Origin of the sequence: Oceanobacillus locisalsi, assembly GCF_042675985.1 — a bacterium.
In the GTDB taxonomy this organism is placed as follows: Bacteria; Bacillota; Bacilli; order Bacillales; family Amphibacillaceae; genus Oceanobacillus; species Oceanobacillus locisalsi.
Genome location: NZ_JBHTKK010000017.1, coordinates 1 through 26,435 on the forward strand (window position 1 = coordinate 1; position 26,435 = coordinate 26,435).

Sequence of the window (26,435 nt, forward strand, 5' to 3'; positions counted from 1 at the left end):
ATTTCTTTGGGAGTATCAGGCACTTGTCACGAATATGGAAGATGCTGGAGATGAGATTTGGCGCTTTTATAACCATCGCGCCTGTATGGAAAATTACATCAAAGAATCTAAAACGGGCTTTGGATCCAATCAGGTTTCTGGGGATGCGTTTTATGCCAATGCTGCCGATTTATGGCTGAAAATGATGGCTTATAATGTCTATCTTTTATTTACTCAAGAGGTTTGTCCGTCCGTCTATTCCAAGTTTACGGTTTCCAGATTCAGAAGAGTATTTTTTGAGATACCAGCTGTTTTAACGACGCATGCACGTCGATGGAAATTAAAAATAGACAACAAGTTTACTCGTTTTTCTATTTGGATGAAAATGCTTCAAAAAGTTCATCAGTTAGAATAATAAAACCCCGGTTAAATATTGGAAATAAAAACCTGCTAAGTGGGGAGGGGGGAACTGTGCGCTTTTTGAAGGGTATAAGCCATATCGAATCAAAGTGCATTACCATTTATGCAGTATAATGGAATGGAAGTAAAAATCAAGCCTGTGAATAAGTGCTGTTATCCAAAAGCTCGAAATGCAGAATGAATATAGATTTAGATGCTTATTATTACTATTTGAAGCATAAAGGAAGAATGTTACTCATACACCTAAATATTCTTAATTTTCAAAAGCAAATTCTGGTATAGGAGCACTTTTGAATAGCAGAATGGAATCAAACAACATGGCCCCCCCAAAGCTTTGAAAAGTTTACAAAGTATCAAATGAATGAGAAAATAAAGATAATTATTCCCAAGTTATGATAGAATGGTAGAAACATCCTGACACAAGGATAAACATACACTATAGCAGTTGTCTTCAGAATGATTATAGAAGGAAATGCAACCAGACATATAAAGGAGGAGTTTGATGGTTGAGCGTTATGTGAGTTTAGAAAAGATTAATGATGTAAAGGATTTTGTGGAAATCGTATCTCGCTTTGATTACAAGGCAGAGATTGTATCAGACACGTATATTTTGAGTGCGAAATCCATTATGGGGATATATAGCCTGGATTTAACAGAACCGCTGAAGCTGCGTGTTCATGCAGACAATTGTGATGATTTATTAGCAGATATTGCAACGTATCTTCGTGATGAAAAAGTAAAATAGTAACATGAATGGTAATCGTCCATTTATCAGAATAATGGAAATGAGAAAACACACGTATATTTTTGAAAAAACGAATTGAAATAAAAACAAATAACAATATATGTGCAGATTTCGAAATAAAATGATATGATATAATTATCAAATAACTGTTCAAATGGATAGATAATTAACATACATCTAAAATGTTTGTAACAGTTAAAGAAAACAGATAATCAGTACTTTGATAAAGGAGAAATGATGATGGCAAACAGCGTTCAATCATCCGTTGGTATTGTTTTGGTATCACACAGTCAAAAAATAACAGAAGGATTGAAGGATCTTATCATTGAAATGAATGGGGAGCAGGTAAATATCCGTGCTGCTGGTGGAACAGATGACGGGCGCCTGGGAACAAGTGCTACCATCATCATGAGTGAAATAGAAGAACTGCAGGATTGTGAAAATATCTTGGTTTTTTATGATATGGGAAGTGCATTGATGAGTGCAGAGACGGCAATCGATTTGTTGGATGAGGATGTCCAGCCGAAATGTAAAATTGTAGAGGGTCCTCTGGTTGAAGGCGCGTTTGTTGCTTCTGTACAGTCGACCATTACGAGTGATGTGGATGTGATTCTTGAAGAAGTGTCTAAGCTGTAATGGCTGCACTTTTCATTTTCCAATTGAAAGGGCTTTCAAAAAATAAGAATAACTTAATGGGAATAACCAGCTGGAATGGGAGGAAATAAAATGAAACGTTTAGTCAATGATGGTTATGATGTTGTGGAAGAACTCCTGGAGGGTTTTGCTGAAGCAAACAAGGAGTATGTCGAACTATTGGAACACGATAAACGCGTGATTGTCAGCAAGAAGCGCGGTAACCAAAGCAAAGTAGGAATTATCATTGGCGGCGGATCAGGGCATGAGCCGCTTTTCATTAACTACGTAGGTGAAAATTTTGCGGATGCTTCGGTTGTGGGCAATGTCAATACATCTCCTTCTCCGGAGCCTTGCTATAATGCTGTGAAAGCTGTAGATACCGGGAAAGGCTGCCTTTATATGTATGGAAACTATGAGGGCGATGTGATGAACTTTGATATGGGTGCAGAAATGGCTGCTGATGATGATATTCAAGTAGAAACCGTCATCGTAACTGATGATGTGTACTCTGCAAAAAATATTGAAAATCGTCGTGGTGTAGCTGGAGATATTTTTGTATTTAAAGCGGCTGCTGCAGCGGCTGCAAAAGGTTTAGAACTTCCAGAAGTAAAGGCTGCTGCGGAAAAAGCGAATCTGGCAACCCGTTCCATGGGTGTCGCGTTGTCTTCCAGTACGTTACCTGCGACAGGTAAAAACATTTTTGCAATGGATGATGGCGATATGGAAATCGGTATGGGAATCCATGGCGAACCCGGAATAAGAAGAGATAAGATTCGATCTGCAGATGAAGTGGTAGATGAGATTTTAGGCTATATTTTAGATGATCACAGTTTAGAAAACGGCGATGAAGCGTATGTCCTTGTTAATGGTCTTGGCGGCTTGCCGTTGATGGATCAGTATATTGTATACCGCCGTGTCGAACAGGTGTTAAGCGAAAAAGGAATTACCATTTATCAAAACCTGGTTGGAAACTATGCCACATCCATGGACATGGTAGGGATGTCTGTCACACTTGTCAAACTGGACGAAGAATTAAAGGAACTATTGGATTATCCAACCGATATTCCAAATATTAAATTCTAACAAAACATCAATTGGTATACGTTTGTATATGCAGGAATATAATGGAGGGGAAATCAATGGCAACACTTGTACTGGATAGAGCATATTTTGTAAATGTATTCCGGGAGATGCTCCCGTTTGTAGATGAACAATCGGAGCATCTGCAAAAGCTGGATTCCGAAATTGGAGACGGCGATCATGGGATTAATTTAACAATCGGTTTTCGTGAAGTTACGAAGCAGCTGGATACGATTAAAGAAGAAGCGGAAGATATTTCAAGCCTTTTTAAAAAAGTCGGCATGATTCTTTTGGGGAAAGTTGGTGGCTCTTCCGGTCCGCTTTACGGCAGCTTCTTTATGAAGGCTGGTAAAGATGTAACCGGGAAAGAGGAAGTTACCTTTGATGAATTCTGCGGCATGCTTATTAATGGTGTCGAAGCGATTCAGCATAGAGGGAAAGCAGAAATTGGTGATAAAACAATGATTGATGCTTTTCAGCGAGGAGTGGACGTGCTCAAGCAGGATACCCCGGAAGATCCAGTTGAGAAATTTACTATGTTTGTGGAAGCGATGCAAGAAGGTGCAGACTCAACCGTACCGCTTGTAGCTAATAAAGGACGTGCTATGCGCTTGGGCGAACGCGCTATCGGACATAAGGATCCAGGTGCGGAATCAGCATGGATGATGATGGAAGTATTTTTAAAACAATTGAAAAAGGTGGCATCTGCATGAGACAGCCGGTTGTTGGAATAAGCTATAAAACGTATGTCAATACAGTAGATAAAGCTACAGAATTAGTGAAGGCGCTCGCAGAAGTCGCAACAAATGAACAAGCAGTAGAAAAATTTGTCTTTCCTTCTTTAGGTGTGGTGTATCCTGTAGCACAAGCATTAAAAGGGTCTGACATTGCCTTTGGCGCGCAAAATATTTCACCTTATGAAAATGGCGCTTATACCGGAGAGGTATCGATTGAGTCAATTATTGATATGGGCGGGACACATGTGGAAATTGGACATGCCGAACGACAGCATATTTTCCATGAAACATTGGATATGATTCATTTGAAAACAAAACTTACCCTGGAAAAGGGATTAACGCCTGTTTTATGTGTCGGCGAAGAAGAGCGTCTGGATAATAAAGAAGAACGGAAAGACGTATTAAAGGAACAAATTCTTACATCCTTTGGGGATGTGGACAAAGTACTGATTCCAAAAGTTATCTTAGCTTATGAGCCGGTTTGGGCAATCGGTAAAGCAGAAGCAGCCGAAGCGGTCTATGTGCATGAAACGCATGAAATTATCCGGGAAATTGTCCAAGAAGCATACACGACAGAACCAGCAGAGGCTGTCCGTATTATCTACGGCGGTTCTGTGAGCAAAGATAATGTTCATGAGATTATTTCCCATGACGATGTGGATGGGGTATTTATTGGGCGGTTTGGCCATGACCCCGCAAATTATAAGCAAATTCTTGAGACGGTAAAACAAGTAAAGCGAAAAGGTTAATCACTCCATATCTTTCAAGGATAGGCGGAGGAAATATATAGAAGGAGATGTTTCAAAATGAGTAAGAAGTATATTCTATCCATTGACCAGGGTACGACCAGTTCACGGGCGGTTTTATTCGATCATGATGGCACGATTGTAGAAGTTGCTCAAAAAGAATTCGAACAATTCTTCCCGCATCCGGGTTGGGTAGAGCACGATGCGAATGAAATTTGGACATCTGTATTAGCCTGTATTGCGGAAGTATTGCGAAAAGCGGATATTGAACCAGATCAAGTAGAGGGGATTGGTATCACCAACCAGCGGGAAACGGCGATTGTTTGGGATAAAAATACCGGCAAACCCATTTATAAAGCGGTTGTCTGGCAATCCCGCCAAACAGAAGGAATTTGTAAAGAATTGAGAGAAGCGGGATATAATGATTTATTCAGAGAGAAGACAGGTTTATTACTAGACCCTTATTTCGCTGGCACAAAAGTGAAATGGATTCTTGATAACGTAGAAGGTGCAAGGGAAAAGGCGGATAACGGAGACTTGCTATTCGGGACGGTTGATACATGGCTGGTGTATAGGCTGTCAGGCGGCAAAACGCATATTACAGATTACTCGAACGCATCCCGTACCCTCATGTTCAATATCTATGATTTAAAATGGGATAATGAACTGTTAGATATTTTAGGCATACCAAAAAGCATGCTTCCAGAGGTGAAGCAATCCTCTGAAGTGTATGCACATACCGTGGATTATCATTTCTTTGGAGAAGAAGTGCCGATTGCAGGAATTGCGGGCGATCAACAGGCTGCGTTATTTGGTCAGGCGTGTTTTGAAAGAGGGATGGCGAAAAATACGTATGGTACAGGCTGTTTTATGTTAATGAACACAGGAGAAAAAGGTGTCGCATCGAAAAACGGTCTGTTAACAACATTGGCTTGGGGAATTGATGGCAAAGTAGAATATGCATTGGAAGGAAGTATTTTCGTTGCCGGTTCTGCCATTCAATGGCTGCGTGATGGTTTGAAAATTATAGAAAACGCTCCGGCAAGTGAGGACTTTGCTAAAAAAGTGGATTCCACGGATGGTGTCTATATGGTGCCTGCTTTTGTGGGGCTGGGGACTCCATATTGGGATAGTGATGCACGAGGCGCGGTGTTTGGTTTAACGCGCGGTACCAGCAAAGAGCATTTTATCCGTGCGACATTAGAGTCTCTTGCTTATCAGTCCAAAGATGTGCTCGATGCAATGATTTCAGATTCGGAAATTGATTTGAAAGCATTACGGGTGGATGGAGGAGCTGTAAAGAATAACTTCTTAATGCAATTCCAGAGTGATATTCTAAACGTTCCGGTTGAACGTCCTGTTGTACAAGAAACAACAGCACTCGGTTCTGCTTATCTTGCGGGCTTGGCAGTAGGTTATTGGAAAGATCGGGATGAAATCGCGAAACAATGGCAAAATGAAAAAACATTCAGAGCGGAAATGGATAAAGCAGAAAGTGATAAGCTTTATAGCGGCTGGCAAAAAGCTGTCGAAGCTGCTCGTGTGTTTAAATAATACGAAAACAATGAAAGAACCTTTCATTTGGTAAAATATCAAAGGAAAGGTTTTCGTTTATTGTTACTTTGATTGAAAATGAAAACAAAAGTTGATAAAAGAAAAAATAAGCGTTATAATAAAAATAGATAAAATAAAGAGGAGGCGTTTGTATCATGAAAATTGGTATTGGCGGAGACCATCATGGATATGGCTTAAAAGAAACGCTAAAGAAATTTATTGAAGAATCCACAGATCATGAGACAGTAGATTTTGGAGCTCATTCCAGCGATGCGGTTGATTATCCTGGTGTAGCTTTTGAAGTAGCGGAAGCAGTTAGTGAGGATAAGGTAGACCGTGGTGTTCTTATTTGCGGAACAGGACTCGGTGTAGCTATTGCGGCTAACAAATATCCGGGCATTCGCGCTGCAACCACGCATGATACGTACTCTGCAGAACGCGCGCAGTTAAGTAATAATGCGCAAATCATTACGCTTGGCGCGCAAGTTATCGGTCCGGAAGCAGCTAAAAAAGTAGTGGAAGCCTATCTGAATGTCGAATGGTCCGGCGGATCTCAACGCAAAGTAGACCAAATTGTAGATAAAGAAAGCCAGTTCCTGGATCAAAACTTCAAAGACGCAGCAAAAAGCTCGTGCTAAGGCTTTTTACGTGAATAAAAAGCACTGTATGTTTTTACCATACAGTGCTTTTAAGTATCTGAAAAAATAATTCCCTTCTGAAAAAGAAAGGATTAAGAAGCAGAGATTGCTTGGATGTGATGGCTGTTAAGTATTTGCTCTGTATCGGAATCAATCGTACTATTTGTAATAAGCACGTCGACTTGATTGGTTGTTGCAAATGGGGCACTCGATGTCACACCAAGTTTAGAATGGTCAATGACAGCGATTATTTTCTGTGCCTTGTGAACCATCCGTTTTTTTAATTCAACTTCATATAGATTAAAATCGGTCAGACCATTTTCTACGGAGAATCCACTGGCCGATGTGAAAAGAATATCAATATGAAGCTTTTCTAATAACTCGATTCCGAGTGTGCCTTCAATGGTTGACGACCCTTGTGTCACTACACCGCCGATCAGAATTACGGTGACATTCGGATTATCTTTTAATTCCAAAGCAGTTTGAATCCCGCTTGTTACAACTGTCAGCCGAATCATTTTTTCATTAAGGTAACGCGCTAATTCTAAAGCGGTGGAACTGGCATCGAGTAAAATGCATTGTTTTTCCTCAATAAAATGAAACGCTTCTTTGGCAATCAGCGATTTTTCTGCCCGGTTTTGTTTCTCCCGTACAGAGAAACTCGTATCATGATCAACAGGGCTTTGCTGATTTAACATTGCACCGCCATGCGTACGCGTCAAAAGACCATTTTGCTCCATTTTATTTAAATCCGTACGCAAGGTTGCTTCCGACACGCCGATTTGCGTTGACAATTCTTTCACAGTCAAGCGTTGCTTCTCATGCAAAAGTTCCATTATTTTGTTTCTTCTTTCCGTTACAAACATTTTCATTATCCGTCATCCTCGTAAATAAGCTTTTTCTACCCCTAATTTATCATAGTTATACACTGTATTGTACCATAAAATGAATAAATAAAATAATAAATGAAAATGTTTGTTGCTTTATTAAGAGGGTATACTAAGTGTGTAAGCGTTATATAAAAGATATTTTATATATAAAACATAAAAGGAGTCGTTGTAAATGAGTTTCGAAGGTTATGACAAGGATTTCAAAATTACTGACAAAGTAGCTATTATCACAGGCGGGGCAAGTGGAATTGGAAGGGCCATTGCAGAGTTCTACGTTGAAAAAGAGGCAAAAGTGGCGCTTTTTGATGTGAAAGATGATGTTTCGGACGCAGCGAAAGAAGTCAGTGCAGAGAACGCAATCGGTGTCAAAGTAGATATCACGGATGGCGATAGCATTCAAGGAGCTGTTAACCAAACGGTAGAGCATTTTGGCAAAGTGGATATTCTGGTAAACTGTGCAGGCGTAGCGTTATTGGATGATGCAGAGAACCTTTCGGATGACTATTGGCAAAAAACAATGGATTTAAACTTAACAGGTACATTTAAAATGTCTCAACTCGTCGGCAGGCAGTTGATTGAACAAGGTCACGGCGGAAAAATCATTAATATGGCTTCTCAAGGAGCGATTATTGCACTTGATAACCATGTTGCTTACGGCGCAAGTAAAGCGGCTGTTGTTAACATGACAAAAGTGCTGGCTGTAGAGTGGGCGCAATTTGATATTAAAGTAAATGCCATTTCACCAACCGTTGTTTTAACAGAACTCGGGAAGAAAGCTTGGGCAGGTGAAGTCGGAGAAAAAGCAAAACGCGAAATTCCGCTTGGCCGATTCGGTTATCCGGAAGAAGTTGCAGGAATGGCTTTATTCTTGGCAAGTGATGCTGCAAACCTAATTACTGGTGAGAATATCGTAATGGATGGCGGTAATACGGTGAAATAAGAAGGATAAAGACAAGCCCCGTTTTCTGTTTAAAAAGAAAGCGGGGCTTTTTAGGGAAGGAAAACATTGCGTTAGAAAGAGTTGTTTATACTTTTTTTTGTTCCTCTTCTTCCTGGATTTCTTTTAAGTCTTTCATAACATGGTAGGAATGTTTAAATCCGAATTCATCATGCAGCTTATTATAAATTTGGAATAGCTTTTCGTATTTTTCAACATTCTCCGGAATGGGTTCCACTGTTTTCAGAAACGGCTGTTTCATTTTTGAAATCGTTGCATCCATGTCTTCATGTGCATTCCCTGCCACAGCTCCTAAAATAGCCGCGCCGACACCAGAAGCATAGTCACTTGCTGATACGGTAATAGGACGGTTCAGGACGTCTGCATAGATTTGCATGAGCAAATCAGATTTTTGCGGTAAGCCTCCTGAAGCAAATACATCATTTACTTCCATCCCCCAGTCCTCGTAAGATGCCATGATGATTTTTGTACCAAAGGCGGTAGCTTCCATATATGCTCGATAAATATCTTCTGCTTTGGTGTGGAGCGTCAAACCGATTAACAATCCACTCAAGTTACTATCGCTTAGTACAGAACGGTTTCCGTTATGCCAATCTAATGCAACAAGTCCGGATTCTCCAACTGCTTTTTGGCTTGCTTTCTCTTCCAATAATTGATAGATACTAATGCCGCGCTCTTCTGCTTCCTCAGTGTATTCTGCAGGAGTTTGTTGTACTGCATATCCAAATAAATCACCCACAGCGGATTGGCCGGCCTCATATGCATATAGACCAGGGATAATAGCATCTTTGACACTTCCGGATATGCCGGGAATTTTCACATGTTCTTCATGAAGCATAATATGACATGTGCTTGTTCCCATAACCAGCGTTAATTGATTTTTTTTCTTGGATCCAATCCCCAATACGCCGGAATGTGCGTCAATGATAGCAGGTGCTACGGGAAGGTTTTCCGGTAAACCGAGCATCCGGCTGCATTCCTCTGTTAACTTGCCGGCCTGTTCGCCAATTTTAACCAGGCGCCCTTCCAATTTTTCCTGGACGATATTTGGTAGTTCAGCATCCAATTTTTCATAAAAATCATAAAAGAACCCTTCTTCTTCATTCCAAAATGTTTTAAATCCGCGACCGCAATTACTGCGGACATTTTCATTGATAAGATTGGAAATAACCCAATCACCGGCTTCCATTACATACGCCGTTTGTTCCAGTACGTCAGGAGCATGGTTTTTCACTTCCAAAAGCTTTGGAATAAGCCACTCGCTGCTAATATTAAAACCGTAATAACCAAGCCAGCGGTTTTGATTCTTTACCGCAGTTTGAAACATATATTGTGCTTCTTCCTCTGCGCCATGATGCTTCCAAAGTTTTGTATAAGCATGCGGGTTATCTTTATTTTCTTCTTTGACATTTAGTGGTGTAAAATTTTTATCTGCAAATACAACTGTGGAAGCAGTAAAATCGATTCCTAAACCAATAATGTCATCTGGCTGTATATCAGCTTGTTTTAAAACTTCAGGTACGCCGCGCTTAAGAACATCCATATAATCTGTAGCATCTTGTAAAGCGAACGAGGAGGGAAGAGGTTGTCCATTTAAATTTTCTTCTATCGTTCCCGAACGGAAGTCTATCACACTCATAGCTGCGATATCACCGTTATCTGTATCAACAATCATTACTCTTCCGGAACCAGTTCCAAAATCAACACCAATGGAATAAGGCATAAGAATATCCTCCTTTAGATGTAAGCGTTCTCTTTATTGAATTATACTTTATAAATAATACAAATGCTAGCAAATGAATGCAAACGATTGTAAATAAAAACAAAAAATTGACGCGGAATTGTAAACGTTTTACTATGAAGATAGAAGATTGTATAGGGTAAGAAGAGGCTTAAAGATATACCAATTATTTCGATAGAAGGTTTCATTGCGGATCCTTAGCCTGATGATTTTAGCGATTGTTTTTGGTCTAGTGCTAGATTGTGTCGCAATTATCTGTTCACTTGAGAAGAGAAGGTATTTTTTAAAAAGGCATAAAAATAGAGGAATGAGGTATGCAAAATGTCCGAAAAAGTAATTTCAAATGTTTACCGCTTAACGGCTCCTGGAACGTTTGAAGCAGTGGAGGTGGAACGTGATGTTCATGATAACGATGTGGTTGTTCGTCCGCATATTGTGAGTGTTTGTCACGCAGATCTTCGTTACTATACGGGAAATCGCAGAAAAGACGCTCTGGAAAAGAAGCTGCCAATGGCTTTGTTTCATGAAGGTATCGGAACAGTAATAGAATCCAAGCACCCTTCTTTTAAAGCGGGGGATCGTGTGGTCGTTGTACCAAGTATTCCTGGTTTTGTTTTAAATAATGTACCCAAAGAGGAGTGCTGTCGTAATTGCCGTGATGGCGGAGATGATAACTATTGTTTAAACGGCAAATTTCTTGGGAGCGGTTATGATGGAATTGGCCAAAGTAACTTAGTAATTAGTGGAGAAAACCTGGTGCCTGTGCCAGAAGAGTTAGAAGATAATGTGGCTATTTTAGCAGAATTATGCTCTGTTTCTCTTTATGCAATTAATCAAGCAGAACAGACTTTGACAACAGCAAATTCTCCTAAGGTTGCTGTATTTGGCGATGGTCCGCTTGGCTATTTAACAGCAGCAGCATTACATTTTGTACATGGTATCAAGAAGGAAAACTTACTTGTGTTCGGAGCAATAAAGGATAAAACTAACCAGTTCGACAATTTTGCTACTACTGCACTTGTTCAAGATTATGATTTTAAAGCTGTGGAAGGCGTCCATACAGTATTTGAATGTACCGGCGGAAAATTCAGCTCCTCTGCTATTAATCAGTCCATTGATTTATTGGATAATGAAAGTAACCTGGTATTATTAGGCGTGACAGAGGATTTGGTTCCAATCAATACAAGAGACATTCTTGAAAAAGGAATCACAGTAAAAGGAAGTTCTCGCAGCACCGTGAAGGAATTTGAACAGCTGATGGAAGCATTTAAAAATCCGGATTATCGCAAGGTTCTCAGTAAATTGATTCCCGAGGAGCATTTTATAGTAGAATCCCCCGAAGATATGCGAAAAGCAATGGAACATGATGCCAATAACCGTGGCTGGATTAAAACGTATATAACATTAAAGTGGTAAGGAAGCTGATAAAAGAACAACCTCTATTCGAATGAGAGGTTGTTCTTTTGAATGTCCTATTAAACAATTGTGTATCCGCCATCAATGATAAAGTCTGAACCAGTAGCATAAGAGCTGGCGTCACTTGCCAGGAATAGAGCGAGGCCTTGCAGCTCTTCTGCTTTTCCTAAGCGTTTTTGTGGTGTTGCAGCTTCCCATTCCGAAATTAATGGTTTCAGCTTATCATTTTTGTATAGTAAATCTGTACCGATATATCCCGGGCTGATTGTGTTGACGCGAATATTATGATCTGCCCATTCCATCGCCAATGATTTTGTTAAATGGATAACAGCTGCCTTAGAAGCATTATAGGAACTTTGCGGTTGTGGTTTGTTCACAATACTTCCGGACATGGATCCGGTGTTAATAATCGTTCCACCGTCACCTTGTTTTATCATTTGTTTTCCAACTGCCTGGTCTGTGAGGAAGACACCATTTAAATTGAGATTAATCACTTTGTTCCATTCATCAAAAGTCATTTCTTCCGCGGGAATATTCAGTGTAATTCCTGCATTGGCAAAAGCGATGTCGATACGGCCAAATTCGTCCACGATTGTTTCTATCATGGTATTAACGGCTTCTTCATTTGTAACATCTGCTTGTACTGCAATCACTTTCGGGCCGATAGATGAAAGTTCTTCTGCTACGTTCTGAGCTGTTTCCAAATTAATATCGACAATAGCTACCTCAGCACCAGCTTCCAATAATCCTGTTGAGATTGCTTTCCCAATTCCGCCAGCTCCCCCTGTTACAAAAGCTTTCTTACCATCTAATCGGAATTTGTCAATAATCCCCATGAATGTCATCTCCTTTTAATATATTGAAATGAATTATTATAATTAATTTTACTCCGGTCATTATTCGTTTCCAATGAAAAAGTCCTGCAATGGATAAGGTTATCCTTCCCGTAAAAAATAATGTTATGTCTGAATATTTTCGTTTTAAATAAATGGTGCGATAACTCCCAGAATAATAAAACTCCAAAACGCGATTGTAATTGCTGGCATATCGACATGTGTATCAACATGTGTATTGAATAGACGTTGTACATATTCTCCTGTAATAACAGCAAATAAGCCAAATAACGCTGCTAGCCATGGACTGCTAAGCGCAATCGCAGCATGCCCTGCAACCATGGAAACATGGTGGGATACAGGAAATTTCAGTCCAAAATAGAGGAAAATAAGAGATGTTGCACTAATGGAGAATCCGATGTTGTCTACACCTAATGTAATGGCTGTATAACCGACTAAACCAGATAATGCAAATCCCCAAATAGCATTGAAAAGCAGCATTTTACCGGTGAAAGGGAAACGTTTTTCGTTTTTAGGGAATATACCGGTCAAACCAGAAGTACCAAATACATAACGCGTAATAATTGCGAAGGTGACAACTGTTAAAGCAACAGTGTCGATGGGTATTTCCCAAATGGAACTGAATACATATTCAACCAAAACTCCCAGGATACCAAAAACCCCGCCTACGAGGAGTACCATTGGATCTGTGGTTTTGAAAAGAGGGACGGTAACATCTGCACCATCAACATGTCTGTCATCTTCAGCAAATATCTTATCTTTATCCGAATGATCTCCAAGAACTGTTTTAGCATTGACAGGGTTGGTGAGAAATTCCGCATTTTCTAAACGTTTTTTGCTGATTCTTCCTGCATATCCTGCTGCTGCCACACCTCCGACGAAGGCTACATGCGGACCAAAAAAGGGACCAAAGGCGACGGAATCTAAGATTAACGTACTTCCAGAGGCAACGGCTGTAGCTGCTCCGGCCAACCCCAAAAATCCGGTGAATACAAAGGAAGTAGTCCCTCCAATAAGGGCTCCAAAGACACCGCCGCCAAAAGCAGCTAAAATCATAACGAAAGACATTCTAATTCCTCCCAAAAAATTAAAAATTATCTTACTTGATAAAATAAACAGGTACTATTTTGATATTGCATGAAATTAGCACCAGTGATCTTCTTTCGGGTCTATAAAACAAATAATATTGGCAACGCTTACAATACGGTAAATTAATTATATTACTTCATCCAAAATTTGTCTATGTTTCATACGAGGGTTTCCTATTATGATTCAACAAGACGGGTTTTTCATACATGTTTGATTAGTTGTTGAAGAAAGTAATGGGTTTATGGTGTGTGGAGCATGGCTGAGAGTGAGTAGGACTTTCTTGAAACACAATAGAATAACTGGATGCTGTTTTTTATAGGGGGTTTTTGAGTTTTTATTTTGTTTATTTTCGTTATAACTAATGAATGTGTTTTTAATAAATAAAATCAAATATTGCTTATTTAGAGTATATAAATTGATTGTTTTTCATAAAAAAGGTTACTTTCTAGATGATATTCAAAATTAGCCTATTGATGATAAAAATGATAATTACAATAATAATTGACAATAAAAAAACATTAACAGATTTCAATCGACATTATTTTTGCAAAAAAACAAAAATATTATTGACAAATCGAAAATAAATGATAATATTAATTTATGAAAATTGAAACCGATTGCAAATTTTATTTTCATAAGACAGGGAGGTTGCAAATGAGTATTAAATTTGGTTGCCACACTTCAACTTGGGAATTAGATTACGATAAAGAAACAGACTATTTAGATAATGTGATGGATGCAGTAAGTAATGCAGATTTTAAAGGATTAGATGTTCAAGTTGCAATGCTGGGACGGTATCAAAATGATCCTGAAAAGTTAAAACAGGCATTAAATGAAAGAGGAATTTATTTAGCAGCTTTAACAGTACCATTTACTTGGGCGAATGATGAAGAAACGCAAGAAGAAAAAGAACGTGCCGATTATTATATTGATTATCTGACCAATTTCCCGGGTGCCGTTATGAATCTCCCATCACGAGTTGGACCGAATAGAGATAATTTATTGAAACGTCAAAAGCAAATTATCGCTTGTGCAAATGCTGTTGGAAAAAGAGCGCACAAAAAAGGTGTACAAGCATCCTTTCATCCGGCTTCTCCAGAAACATCCTATTTCAGAACCAAGGAGGATTACGATGTTTTGTTTGAATTATTGGATAAATCTTATATGAGTTATACTCCCGATGCTGGGCATATCAAAGCTGGTGGAATGAGTCCGGAAAAAATTATTAAAGATAACCTCCCTATTATCAAACATGTGCATTTTAAAGATCGTTCCAACTATAAAGAGTGGAAGGAAATGGGGACAGGAGATATTGATTTTTCTTATATTGTGGAGACACTTAAAGATAGTGGTTATCAAGGTTGGATAATGATTGAAGAAGAGACTCAAGAAGCAGCGAAGGACCCGGATAATGTCATTTTTAATGTTGGAAAATATGTTGAGGAGAAATTGAAGCCGATTGTTCAATAAAACATTAAGTAACTAATTTGTTTAAAACAAAAATGTAAGGGGGTTTACTTTATGCCTAATAATGAACAACTATCAATAGCTGGATCAGGAATCATGGGACATTCTATAGCTTTAACTGCGGCCTGGGCAGGAATTGATGTGACAGTATGGGGAATGGATGAAGCAGATATTGAACATGCTAAATCTGGGGTAGAAGCTAAATTGAATGGATTAGTAAGTTATGACATTTTTGATGAAAATGAAAAAGAGAAAATTACAAATGCTATTACATTTACAGATTCATTAGAAGAATGTGTTTCTAATGCTACATTTGTAATTGAAGCAGTACCAGAAGATCTGGAGCTCAAACAAAACTTCTTTAAACAATTAGATGAGATGTGCTCTGAAAATACAATATTAGCTAGTAATACATCTGGTCTGAGTGCAACTGAAATTGCTAAATTAACAAATGTCCCTGAACGTACTGTTATAACTCATTTTTGGCTTCCTGCTCATTTAATGCCATTAGTTGAAGTTGTACGTGGTAATCAAACATCTGATGAAACGATTGAACGTGCATTGGCACTACTTGAATCCATGAACAAAAAACCAATTCTTGTTAAAAAAGATGTACTAGGTCAAGTTGGTAATAGATTACAGTACGCTATTTTTAGAGAAGCTCAATACCTTCTCGAGAATGAAATTGCTTCAATGGAAGATATCGATGCTGCAATCCAATACAGTCTTGGACGACGCTTTGGTATAACTGGACCATTTATGACAATGGATATGGGAGGTTTAAATACAAATGCTTCCATTACATCTTATCTTTTCGAAGATTTAAGTGATAGAAAAGATATTTTCCCAGCTATGAAAGAATTAGTGGATAATGGTCATTATGGACCGAAAACTGGAAAAGGCTACTATGAATGGACAACTGAATATATAAATCAAAAGGAACATGAACGTGAAGAAGAATTAATTAAATGGTTAAAAAAAGATATGAAAAATACAAATACGAAGATAAATAATTAATTGATTAGAGTGAGTGAAGAAGTGATATATAAAGAGTCAAAATAGATTCTTTTTATCATTTTTCACTCTTTCAAAAATGTAAGCGTTATCTTTAAAGGGGATAGTAATGGTTAAGGAGTGAATTATATGGGAGAGGCAACATGGTTAATTTTAGTTGCCATTCTAGGGGTTATCGCACTATTGTTTCTCGTAATGAGGCAAAAGCTTCAAGCATTTTTGGCACTTATATTGATAAGTTTTATTGTTGGTCTAGCTGTTGGGATGACACCAAATGAAATTATTGAAACTTTTGAGACGGGTATGGGGGAAACGGTGGCATTTATTGCTATTGTGATTGGACTAGGCGCTATGTTTGGTGAAATTTTAAGAGTGTCAGGTGGTGCAGAGCGTTTAGCGTTAACAATGATAAATAAGTTTGGTGAAAAAAGATCATCATGGGCACTTGGTCTAGCTGGGTTGGTTATTTCAATTCCAATATTTCTGGATGTCGCATTAGTTATTCTTATGCCAATTTTGTATACATTAGCGAATAAAACTAAAAAATCTCTGTTATACTTTGGAGTTCCATTGTTGGCTGGACTTCTTGTTGCACATGGTATGATCCCACCAACACCAGGGCCAATTGCTGCATCATCGATTATAGGAGCTGACTTAGGTTGGGTTATCTTGTTTGGTATTTTAGTTGGTGTACCAGCAATGATTATAGCTGGTCCAATGTTTGGCAGCTTTATCTCGAAAAAAATTCATGTACCTGTACCAGAAGCAATGAATGAACAGGTAGCAGCACTGGCTGAATTAGAAGAGAAGGCTGATGCAAAAGAAAAACCAAAGGAACTACCTAGCTTCATCAGTGTTATTTCTATTATACTATTACCCTTAATTTTAATGTTATTAAACACATTAGCACCGTTTATTTTAGAAGAGAGATCCGTTTTAAGAGGTATTTTAGTATTTATCGGTCATCCTTATGCTGCACTTACAATAACTACTTTATTAACATTTTATATTTTTGGTACAAAACGAGGCTACTCAAAAGATGAAATTCAACAAATTACTACCAAATCACTTGAACCTGCAGGGATTATTATTCTAATCACAGGGGCTGGCGGAATATTCGGAGAAATGCTCGTTGCTTCCGGAGTGGGGGATGTGTTAGCAAGTGCGATGGAACAAGTACAGTTGCCACTAGTTGTGTTTGCATTTCTAACGGCAGCCTTGTTAAGAATAGCAGTTGGATCAGTAACTGTTGCTATGGTTACCTCTTCTAGTATAGTTGCTCCAGTAATAAGTACAATGAGTATTAGTGACCCGATGATGGCGGTACTTGTTATTACTATTGCTTCAGGTGCTGTTATTGCACCGCATGTTAGTGATTCGGGATTCTGGATGGTAAATCGTTATTTTGGTATGAGTGTAGGAGACACACTAAAATCTTGGACGGTTTTAGCCACTATTATTTCGTTAGTAGGTTTCGGATTAACTTTGATTCTCAGTCTATTTCTAATGTGACAATTACGAAAAATTGAAAATAAGAACTCTATATTTTTTATAGGGTTCTTTCAATAAAGTATTATATAGAGGGAGGATTTTAAATGGCAATGGAATTTGGATGTCAAGGATCAACTTGGGTATTGGATTACGATGAAGAGGCTGACATCATGAACCAGATTATGGATGATATTAAAAATAGTGAACTTACGGGGTTAGACATGCAGATTTCATTATTAGGGGAATATAAAAATGCTCCTGAAAAGTTTAAGGAAGAACTCGATAAAAGAGGACTAAAGTTGGCTGCTTTAACTATTCCACATGCTTTTGAAGGAGGAGAAGCTTCTTCAAAAGAAAGAGAATTAGAAGATTACTATTTCGAATATTTAAAACATTTCCCTGGTGCAATTATGAATGTTCCATCTAGAGTTGGAAAAAATCGAGATAATTTACTACAAAGACAAAAAGAAATTATTAAGGGAGCAAACGAGTTAGGGAAACGTGCAATTGAAGATCATGGCATTATTACTTCTCTACACCCTATTTCTTATGTAACTTCTTATTGGAGATTTAAAGAAGACTATGATGTTCTTTTTGATGGATTAGATCCCAGGTATATGGGTTATACGCCTGATGCTGGCCATATTGAATTTGGTGGAATGGAGGCCGCTGATATTATAAAACAAGCATTACCTTTGATTAAACATGTTCATTTTAAAGATGCTTCTAAAAACAATGAATGGAAAAAAACGGGGGAAGGTGATATTGATTTTGTAAAATGTATAAATGTACTTAAAGATGGTGGCTATAATGGGTGGGTTATGCTCGAAGAAGAAACAGGTTCGGAACACGAAGATACAAGTGAAGTTATTTTGGAACTTGGTGATTATGTAAAAAAAAATATTTATCCGATTGTCAAAGGAGAAAAAGGAACATGAGTGTGAATTTTTTCCTTGCTTTTTAATATCAGAAATCTTTCATCCATGTAAATGGGAGAAAGGTTTTGCTGCTGAGGTAATTGAAGAAAATAACCTTGGTGTCTTATCACTAGATTAAAATTAAAGATAGTTTATATACATCTGTAGAAATCGGTACAAAAAATATAGCGATTGTAACAGGGGAAGTATCCGGTGTTGAACATTGGGTTTATGGAACTGAAGGACTTTATGAAAGTTTATGTGAAATTGTTGAATCAGCAAAAGAGTATGAAATAAATCTCTTGATTGAACCGCTTGACTGTTTGACACCGTTCATGCAGCACTTAATAGTGAGGATATTTTAATTTAGTGAAAAAAGGAAACTGCTTATCCATCAAGTTCATTTTTCAAATGTTGTTCTTGATTCAAATAGTAATTTATATGGTGGTTTGCATATGGAAATAGGTGCTGTTGAGTTTTTAACAATTGAAAAAATCATTTCGGTTTTGCGTAGAGCGAAAGAATTAAGTATACAAGAAAATGGCTTACGTGTAGCTGTCGAAGTAAGGGATAAAGAAGAAAAGAAACTTGTTATTTAAACGAAAGATAATTAAGAACAAACAATACTAAAAAAGGCATTAGGTACAGTGATAATTTAAGAATATGAAGGGTGGTAATACAGTGAAAGTTGTAATAACAGATCATGAATATAGAGATTTACGTTATGAAGAAAAAATACTCAATAGTAAAAATATTGAACTTGTGAAAATGCAATGTAAAACAGAAGATGAGGTAATTGAGGCCAGCCACGATGCAGATGGAATTATTAATCTTTATGCACCAATTTCTAGCAGGGTTATTGGAGAATTAACAAATTGTAAAGTAATTACACGGTATGGTGTTGGCGTAGATACAATCGATTTAGGAGCAGCAACGGAAAAAGGGATTTGTATAGGTAATGTGCCTGACTATGGAATTGATGAAGTATCTGATCATTCCCTTGCTTTAATTATGAGTCTTTTACGAAAAATAAATTCTTCCAACCAAATTGTAAAGAATGGTACTTGGGACGTAAATCTTTCCAAACCAGTTTATAGGTTAAAGACGTTAACTATTGGATTAGTTGGATTTGGTAATATTCCTAGGAGACTAGCGATGAAATTACAAGCATTAGGAGTGAATGTTGTTGTATCAGATCCTTTTGTATCAGTAGAAATTGCTGAAGAGAGTAATGTAACTCTTGTATCATTAGAAGAATTATGTGAGAAGTCTGATGTAATTTCAGTACATGCGCCACTTAATGCAGGTACAAGAGGAATGATTGGAACAAAAGAATTTAAATTGATGAAAAAGGGTGTCTATCTTGTAAATACAGCGAGAGGACCTGTTATTGATGAAAAATCACTTATTGAAGCTTTAGAAAATGGAACTGTGGCTGGTGTTGGTCTTGATGTTTTGGAATCAGAACCAATTGACCCTAACCATCCATTCTTAACAATGGATAATGTAACACTTACTCCTCATATGGCAGGTTATTCAGAAGAATCTGCTGAAGAAATGCGTTCAAAAACTGCTTTAGGAATAATCGATGTTTTATTGTATGGACAATATCCAAAGTACCTTGTAAATAAAGATGTTAAAGAAAAGGTAGGATTAAAACCATTCGTTATGAATGAACGTTATCAGTTTTAAAACAGCTTACTTGTTTGTAAAGAGAAGGATTTTGTTTGTTGAAAAGGTTTTGCCTTTAATAAAATATATGATCGATAATTAAATTAAACAATTTCTCTGGTAGGTTGTAGAAAGATTTGTGCACCTTTTTGCGTTGTGCATACATCGCCTCTGTCACATAATGGTTGATATAACCAGTTTATAATACAAATAGTGTGTAATATAATTTTTCAAAAATTTATAATATGTTGAATTAAATTCATGCTGACGATAGCTATCGGGTTTAACCAGTATATATAGCTATTTTCTGAAACTACTGTAAAATCTTTCTTTTTACTATTGGAGATGATACCAAATTTTAAATCACAAATTACTGTATTGTAGATTTGCCATTTTTAGAGAAAAAAGTAAAGCCAACTATCAGTTAATCATGTTTGATGGTATTTAGGTGTGTTTCCGATCTAATTGAAGATGGTTTCAGCCATCGTGTGAAATCTTAAGAGGTAGACATTGCTACGTGCTGCAATGTCATGTGTTTTTTCTTTTAATGAAGGTTGTAAAGGAAAGCTTTTTGTTAGGTACAAACTTATATGGCTAAATAAAACAGAAGAACTACGAGTATTTTTATTTATTTGGTTTAATTACTATGTATCATGGTAGGTTACTTATAATTTTTGATACTTACTCTAAAACTAAAATGAGATTCACAATAATAATCAATAATAAAATTTAATAAATGAAACATAGATAATATCTATTAAAAAAAAACGAAAAAAAATATTGACAAATCGAAAATAAATGATAGTATTAACTTATGAAAATTGAAACCGATTTCAAAACATTTTTAATAGAATAGGGAGGTTGTAAATGAATATTTAAGTTTGATTGTCATAGATCAACTTGCGAATTAGATTTTGATAAATAGGCATATAACAAAACGTAGTAAGTATTCAGAATTTAAAGGTGTAGATTTTCAAGTTGCAGTGATGGGAAGGCTTCGAAACAATCCGGAAAAAATGAAGCAAGTATTAGGTGAAAGAGGTATTTAGCAACCTTAACATTACCTTTTATGTTATCAAATATGTCCATGTTAAAGACTATTCCAACCATAAAAAGCAGCATGAAATGAAAACAGGTGATATCAATTTCCCATTATATCGTGTAAATGCTAAAAGATAGCGGTTAACTAGGGTAGGTAATGAATGAAGAGAAAACCAACGAAGCTGCGGAACGATAGAGGTAAAGTTATTTTAAATTATATGAAGAATGTTAAACAAAAATGAAATCGATTGCAAACAGGGGGTGAGCAGAATGACTGATCGATTTATCCCTTCTTTGCTAATACCAGAAATTTTCTTTCCGGTAAAAGATAAAGCGGGATTCACAGCAGATATTATAAAACAATTATCAGAAGAAGATTTTTATCGTTCTTTCGAAATTGGAGATGTATCTCAGGCTGCTGAACGGAAGCAGATTGCTGATTTAGCAAAAGAAAATCAATATGAGATAACACAATGGTTAACTTTTTTGATTGATAAAAATGGGTTAGACGTTTCCTCCATTGATTCTAAGTTAAGAAAGGAATCTGTGAAACAATTAAAAGAAAGCATTTATGAAGCAGCAGAGTGTGGAGCGTCCAACATTGCTTTTGTAACGGGAAAAGATCCGGGTGATAATCTGCGTGAAGAAGCCATGGAAGGTTTATACGAAAGTATATGTGAAATTTGTGAAGAAGCAGCTGCCTATCATATGAATGTTTTAGTAGAGCCGCTGGATCGTGACGCTCATAAAAAAAGAATAATAGGACCAACAAATGAAGCAGTGGGATTAATTAACCGTGTAGAAAAACAATTTAAAAATATTGGTTTGGCTTTTGATACAGCACATGCAGCGTTAAATGGAGAAGATATTCATGAAGCTTTGGAAGAAGCAAAGCATGAGACGCATCAAATTCATTTTTCCAATGCCGTTCTGGACAAGAAAAATCATTTATATGGTGATTATCATATGCCAATTGGAGAGCCGGGGTTTTTAACAATCGATAAAATAACTTCTATTTTAAGAAAAGCAGTAGAGCTTGATGTGAGAAAACAACAAGGTTTACGTATTGCTATAGAGGTAAGAGGAAAAGATATTAATGATTATTTGGATAACGAAAAAATAAGTAGGAATATCTTAAATAATTCGTTACTGAAAAATCAGAATTATTTTAATTAAAATATTATCAATTGCCTAGCTTCTTAATCTTATAACTTCGATGAACAATGAGGAGTGGACAAATTTTGAAACCTAAAGTATTTATTACAAAGCCCATTTCAAAAAAGGTAGAAAAATATATAGGTGAACATTGTGATTACAAAATATGGAGAGAGGAAAAGCCAATCCCTGAAGAACTGTTTACAAAAGAAATATCTGATATTGATGGACTTATGACCCCTAAAGCGTATATTACAGAACAATTTCTAACAAAAGCACCTAAATTAAAGGTTGTCAGTCATATATCAGCTGGATATGATACTTTTGATATTGATGCTATGCAAAGGAGAAAGGTTATTGGAACTCATACTCCATATGTCCTTGACGAAACTGTAGCAGATCTAACATTCGGAATAATGATTATGACAGCGAGAAAATTATCTGAATTTGATAGGTATGTAAAAAATAAAAAGTGGAAGAAAAATGATAACCAAGATTTTTTTGGTAAGGATGTGCATCATTCGACATTGGGGATATTTGGAATGGGTAGAATAGGTGAAAAAATTGTTAGGCGTGCTGTAAAAGGTTTTAACATGGAGGTTATTTATAATAATAGACATCGTCGTTTAGATCTAGAAAATGAATATGGAGTAGAATATAGAGAAAAAGACATCTTATTAGAAAACGCTGATTTTATATTATCTATGCTTCCATTAACAGAACAAACTTTTCATTTTTTTGATAAAGAAGAATTTAAAATGATGAAAACAGATGCATTATTTTTTAATTGCTCAAGAGGACAAGTAGTAAATGAAAAAGCGCTGACAGAAGCATTAATTAATAAAGAAATAGCTGGAGCTGGATTAGATGTTTTTGAAGAAGAGCCAATAGATTTAAAAAATCCATTACTAGAAATGAAAAATGTTGTTACTACCCCCCATATGGCTTCCGCTACAAAAGAAGCAAGAGAGTGTATGGCGATGAGAGCTGCTGAAAATCTAGTTGCTGGTGTAACAGGGCATGTTCCAAGAGATGTTGTAAAAGAATTAAAAGGTTTAATAATTTAAAGTGGAAATTTATTAAATAAAAAATTAAGAATATTCAGGAGGTACAAAATGAAGAAAATAGTATTAATCTTTTTATTATTTCTATTAATTATTGCTGGTTGTAGTAATTCAGAGGGCGAGGCTGACTCATCAAATGGGGAGGAAAATGTACTCGCTGGTGAAACAATTCAAATGATAGTTCCTCACGCTGCAGGTGGCGGATCAGACGTTGTAGCCAGGTCTATTGCCGCTGAAGCAGCAGAAAATTTAGATGCTTCTATTGGAGTTGTTAATACACCGGGAGGAGGAGGAGCAGTTGGCATGGCAGAAGGAGCTGCAGCTCCAGCAGATGGTCTGAATTTAACATTTGGAACAATTGAATTAACAATGTTACCTCATTTAGATTTAGCTGATGTTACTTATGAAGATTTTGAGCCTGTAGCTCAAGTTAATTTTGATCCTGCTGCTATTACTGTTCCGGCAGATGCTCCCTATGATACTGTTGAAGAATTTATAGAATATGCTAAAAATAACCCTGGAGAGATTCGTGTAGGTGGTTCTGGTTTTGGAGCTATTTGGCACCTTGCTTCTGAAACATTTGCATTAGAGAATGACATTGAGTTGGATTTTGTTCCTTTTGATGGAGCGGCTCCGTCGATTACTGCTCTTTTAGGCGGACATATTGAAGCGGTAACAGCCAGTCCTGGAGAAGTTTTGGAACAAGTTGAAGCCGGCGAATTAAAAACCTTAGCAGTCATGTCAGATGAAAGATCAGATGCTATGCCGGATGTACCTACTTTAGAAGAAGAGGGAGTGGAGCCAGTAAATACTGGGTTATGGAGAGGTGTAATGGTACCTAAAGATACGCCTGATGAAGTAATAGAGGAGTTACAAGAGGCTTTCTTGGAAGCAGCTGAGTCAGAAGAATACGAAGAATTTATGTCTAATAATGGTTTTGGCATTTCTGTCAAAGACGCAGACGGGTTTAGAGAAGATATGGAAAATGATCATGAATCATTTGAAGAAATTATTAACGAAGCAGGTTTAAACGAATAATATTAAACTTGTAAAAAAATATAATTCATAACAGTATTTCTATAACTACTGTTATGAATTATACATATAATAATTATATTAATGTGTACTAATACTATAGGGGGACAGGAGGTATAGATATTATGAAAACATCAAATATAATTGCTAGTACTATTTTCATCATAGGAGGTATATTAGTATTTTTTTATACAAACAGTTTCCCGAGCACTCCAGGAGAAGATGTAGGATCAGCTTTTATGCCGAAGATATATGCTTCTTTTTTAACAATTTTAGGAGTTATTTTATTATTTAAAAGTATATTTATAAACAATGAAGAAGGAAAAGGAAACATTGTGAAAATTATAATGTATATTCTTACTTTTACTATTTTCATAATATTGATTCCAATATTAGGTTTTTATGTAAGCGCAATTATATTTCTAATTATGCTTTTAGTAATTTCTAAAGAAAGAAATAAATTTTATTATTTGATTTTACCAATAGGTATTATCGTATTTATTTACTTGCTATTTCAACAATTATTGAATGTGCCTCTACCTGAAGGATTATTATTTTAAAAGGAGGTTAGAATTATGGAACTGTTTATGCAATCATTTAGTAACTTCATAGATATAGGCACTGTGTCAATTTTGTTTTTAGGTTGTGTAATTGGAATATCAATAGGTTCTTTGCCGGGGTTAACAGCTACAATGGGGGTAGCGTTAATCTTGCCGATAACATTTGGTATGGACCCATTACCAGGCATTTTGCTACTTATAGGAGTTTACTTTGGTTCTATATATGGTGGTTGTCTTGCGGCAATTTTATTAAATACACCGGGAACTCCTTCTTCAGCAGCAACTGCAATTGCCGGTTACAAGTTGACTCAGAGAGGGTTAGCTTATAAAGCATTGACCGTTTCTACCCTGTCCTCAGGAATAGGAGGAATAATTAGCGTAATCATATTACTAATCATAGCACCTCAATTAGCCAGATTTGCATTAAATTTTAGTGCGCAAGAGATATTTGCTTTAACGGTATTTGGCTTAGCTATTATAACTAGTGTAGCAGGTAAATCTTTAGTAAAAGGGCTAATTGTTGCAGCGGTGGGACTAATTATAAGTACTGTTGGAGTCGATCCTATCAATGGATATCCTCGTTTTACATTTGGAAATTATAATTTAACTGGGGGAATAAATTTCATCCCTGTAATGATTGGAGTATTTGCTGCTGCTCAAGCCTTTCATTCGCTTGAAGGCAGTCTAAAGAATCAATCAGTAAAAAAAGTGGAAGTTGTAAAATTGAAATGGAAAGAATTTAAGACGGTGATTCAAACTATTTTACAATCTGCTGGAATAGGTACTGGTATAGGAATGATACCTGGAGCTGGTGGGGATATTGCGTGTTTTGTAGCTTATAACGTAGCTTCAATGACTGCAAAAGATAAAAAAGAATTTGAAGAAGGAAATATAAATGGAGTTGCAGCACCGGAGTCTGCAAATAATGCTACGACTGGTGGAGCAATGATTCCATTATTAACTCTAGGCATACCAGGAGATGCTGTTACAGCTGTTCTTTTAGGAGCTTTGATGGTTCAAGGATTACAACCTGGACCTCAACTGTATCAACAAAATGGGGAATTGGTATACTCCTTATTTATAGGTATGTTTTTAGCGAACATTTTAATTATAGTTTTAGGGTTGTTAGGTATAAGGTTATTTGTAAAAGTGTTAGAAATTCCAAAAGTTATTTTAGCCCCAATTATTTTAACATTGTGTGCTGTTGGTTCGTATGCATTGAATAATAGTATATTTGATGTCTATGTCATGCTTATTGCAGGGATTATAGGATACTTAATGATTAGATATGAGTTCTCTGCTTCACCTTTGGTTTTAGCTTTGATATTGGGACCAATGATGGAATCAAATTTAAGAAGAACGTTATCCCTATCTAATGGTGATTTTATGACTGTCTTTACTAGGCCGATATCAGCAACTTTATTAATATTAACAGTCTTGACTTTATTTGCCCCTTTAATTCTCAAAAAAATAAATAGGGGGAAAAAAAATAGTTAGAAAGATTGTTATTGCAATGAAAACATAATGCATTATTAAG

25 protein-coding genes are annotated in these 26,435 nt (G+C 36.7%); 21 read left to right on the forward strand and 4 right to left on the reverse strand.

The genetic code is table 11. The features are described from left to right. The 8 genes from ACFQ19_RS13340 to ACFQ19_RS13375 form a co-directional block, all read left to right on the forward strand. A partial coding sequence (locus ACFQ19_RS13340; protein WP_379592873.1) for a transposase occupies positions 1-394 on the forward strand: 394 nt, incomplete at its 5' end. Between the two features lie 507 nt (positions 395-901). Beyond that, positions 902-1,144: an HPr family phosphocarrier protein gene (locus ACFQ19_RS13345; RefSeq protein ID WP_080876014.1), complete on the forward strand. Its 243-nt coding sequence runs from the start codon at positions 902-904 to the stop codon at positions 1,142-1,144. A 240-nt stretch (positions 1,145-1,384) separates the two neighbouring features. Then, positions 1,385-1,780 (forward strand): dihydroxyacetone kinase phosphoryl donor subunit DhaM, encoded by a 396-nt coding sequence (dhaM, locus tag ACFQ19_RS13350; protein WP_379592875.1) that lies wholly within the window; start codon positions 1,385-1,387, stop codon positions 1,778-1,780. A 90-nt stretch (positions 1,781-1,870) separates the two neighbouring features. Beyond that, a complete protein-coding gene (locus ACFQ19_RS13355) occupies positions 1,871-2,863 on the forward strand; it encodes a dihydroxyacetone kinase subunit DhaK (protein WP_379592877.1) in 993 nt (330 codons plus the stop codon). Positions 2,864-2,919: 56 nt separating this feature from the next. Then, positions 2,920-3,573 carry a dihydroxyacetone kinase subunit DhaL gene (dhaL, locus tag ACFQ19_RS13360; RefSeq protein WP_379592879.1) on the forward strand — a complete coding sequence of 218 codons (654 nt, stop codon included), beginning with the start codon at positions 2,920-2,922 and terminating at the stop codon, positions 3,571-3,573. After that, positions 3,519-4,346, forward strand: coding sequence for a triose-phosphate isomerase family protein (locus tag ACFQ19_RS13365; RefSeq protein WP_379592880.1), 828 nt, complete (start codon positions 3,519-3,521; stop codon positions 4,344-4,346). Before dhaL ends, ACFQ19_RS13365 begins: the two co-directional genes overlap by 55 nt. A gap of 57 nt (positions 4,347-4,403) precedes the next feature. After that, entirely contained in the window at positions 4,404-5,897 is a 1,494-nt protein-coding gene (gene glpK / locus ACFQ19_RS13370; RefSeq protein WP_379592882.1) for a glycerol kinase GlpK, read from the forward strand. A 155-nt stretch (positions 5,898-6,052) separates the two neighbouring features. Then, entirely contained in the window at positions 6,053-6,535 is a 483-nt protein-coding gene (locus ACFQ19_RS13375) for an RpiB/LacA/LacB family sugar-phosphate isomerase (RefSeq protein WP_379592884.1), read from the forward strand. Positions 6,536-6,627: 92 nt separating this feature from the next. On the opposite strand, the gene ACFQ19_RS13380 is transcribed toward ACFQ19_RS13375, so the two are convergent. After that, positions 6,628-7,407 (reverse strand): DeoR/GlpR family DNA-binding transcription regulator, encoded by a 780-nt coding sequence (locus tag ACFQ19_RS13380; protein ID WP_379592886.1) that lies wholly within the window; start codon positions 7,405-7,407, stop codon positions 6,628-6,630. 190 nt (positions 7,408-7,597) lie between these two features. On the opposite strand from ACFQ19_RS13380, the gene ACFQ19_RS13385 reads away from it, so the two are divergent. Then, on the forward strand, positions 7,598-8,365 hold the full coding sequence (locus ACFQ19_RS13385) for a GolD/DthD family dehydrogenase (RefSeq protein WP_379592888.1): 768 nt from the start codon (positions 7,598-7,600) through the stop codon (positions 8,363-8,365). An 85-nt stretch (positions 8,366-8,450) separates the two neighbouring features. Here the strand turns inward: ACFQ19_RS13385 and ACFQ19_RS13390 are convergent, their stop codons facing one another. Beyond that, the gene (locus tag ACFQ19_RS13390) at positions 8,451-10,106 is read right to left on the reverse strand and encodes a ribulokinase (RefSeq protein ID WP_379592890.1); all 1,656 of its coding nucleotides are present in this window, start codon (positions 10,104-10,106) and stop codon (positions 8,451-8,453) included. Between the two features lie 339 nt (positions 10,107-10,445). On the opposite strand from ACFQ19_RS13390, the gene ACFQ19_RS13395 reads away from it, so the two are divergent. After that, a complete protein-coding gene (locus ACFQ19_RS13395) occupies positions 10,446-11,540 on the forward strand; it encodes an alcohol dehydrogenase catalytic domain-containing protein (RefSeq protein ID WP_379592892.1) in 1,095 nt (364 codons plus the stop codon). A gap of 59 nt (positions 11,541-11,599) precedes the next feature. Here ACFQ19_RS13395 and ACFQ19_RS13400 read toward each other — a convergent pair whose 3' ends face one another. Both ACFQ19_RS13400 and ACFQ19_RS13405 read right to left on the reverse strand, forming a co-directional pair. After that, a complete protein-coding gene (locus ACFQ19_RS13400) occupies positions 11,600-12,376 on the reverse strand; it encodes an SDR family oxidoreductase (RefSeq protein WP_379592894.1) in 777 nt (258 codons plus the stop codon). 144 nt (positions 12,377-12,520) lie between these two features. After that, positions 12,521-13,462 (reverse strand): hypothetical protein, encoded by a 942-nt coding sequence (locus ACFQ19_RS13405; protein ID WP_379592896.1) that lies wholly within the window; start codon positions 13,460-13,462, stop codon positions 12,521-12,523. A gap of 675 nt (positions 13,463-14,137) precedes the next feature. Here ACFQ19_RS13405 and ACFQ19_RS13410 point away from each other — a divergent pair. The 11 genes from ACFQ19_RS13410 (at position 14,138) to ACFQ19_RS13460 (ending at position 26,395) form a co-directional block, all read left to right on the forward strand. Continuing rightward, positions 14,138-14,953 (forward strand): sugar phosphate isomerase/epimerase family protein, encoded by an 816-nt coding sequence (locus ACFQ19_RS13410; RefSeq protein ID WP_379592898.1) that lies wholly within the window; start codon positions 14,138-14,140, stop codon positions 14,951-14,953. 51 nt (positions 14,954-15,004) lie between these two features. Further along, a complete protein-coding gene (locus tag ACFQ19_RS13415; RefSeq protein ID WP_379592900.1) occupies positions 15,005-15,967 on the forward strand; it encodes a 3-hydroxyacyl-CoA dehydrogenase family protein in 963 nt (320 codons plus the stop codon). 126 nt (positions 15,968-16,093) lie between these two features. Continuing rightward, entirely contained in the window at positions 16,094-17,476 is a 1,383-nt protein-coding gene (locus ACFQ19_RS13420) for a GntP family permease (RefSeq protein WP_379592902.1), read from the forward strand. 83 nt (positions 17,477-17,559) lie between these two features. Next, a complete protein-coding gene (locus tag ACFQ19_RS13425; RefSeq protein ID WP_379592904.1) occupies positions 17,560-18,393 on the forward strand; it encodes a sugar phosphate isomerase/epimerase family protein in 834 nt (277 codons plus the stop codon). Between the two features lie 434 nt (positions 18,394-18,827). Further along, positions 18,828-18,971 (forward strand): hypothetical protein, encoded by a 144-nt coding sequence (locus ACFQ19_RS13430; protein ID WP_379592906.1) that lies wholly within the window; start codon positions 18,828-18,830, stop codon positions 18,969-18,971. 82 nt (positions 18,972-19,053) lie between these two features. Further along, positions 19,054-20,064, forward strand: coding sequence for a C-terminal binding protein (locus ACFQ19_RS13435; protein WP_379592908.1), 1,011 nt, complete (start codon positions 19,054-19,056; stop codon positions 20,062-20,064). A 1,290-nt stretch (positions 20,065-21,354) separates the two neighbouring features. Beyond that, entirely contained in the window at positions 21,355-22,260 is a 906-nt protein-coding gene (locus tag ACFQ19_RS13440) for a sugar phosphate isomerase/epimerase family protein (protein WP_379592910.1), read from the forward strand. A gap of 65 nt (positions 22,261-22,325) precedes the next feature. Continuing rightward, a complete protein-coding gene (locus tag ACFQ19_RS13445; RefSeq protein WP_379592912.1) occupies positions 22,326-23,306 on the forward strand; it encodes a 2-hydroxyacid dehydrogenase in 981 nt (326 codons plus the stop codon). 48 nt (positions 23,307-23,354) lie between these two features. After that, positions 23,355-24,341, forward strand: coding sequence for a tripartite tricarboxylate transporter substrate binding protein (locus tag ACFQ19_RS13450; RefSeq protein ID WP_379592914.1), 987 nt, complete (start codon positions 23,355-23,357; stop codon positions 24,339-24,341). 122 nt (positions 24,342-24,463) lie between these two features. Further along, complete coding sequence (locus tag ACFQ19_RS13455) at positions 24,464-24,898, forward strand: tripartite tricarboxylate transporter TctB family protein (protein ID WP_379592916.1); 435 nt, start codon at positions 24,464-24,466, stop codon at positions 24,896-24,898. Between the two features lie 15 nt (positions 24,899-24,913). Then, positions 24,914-26,395 carry a tripartite tricarboxylate transporter permease gene (locus tag ACFQ19_RS13460; RefSeq protein ID WP_379592918.1) on the forward strand — a complete coding sequence of 494 codons (1,482 nt, stop codon included), beginning with the start codon at positions 24,914-24,916 and terminating at the stop codon, positions 26,393-26,395. Positions 26,396-26,435 lie beyond the last annotated feature (40 nt).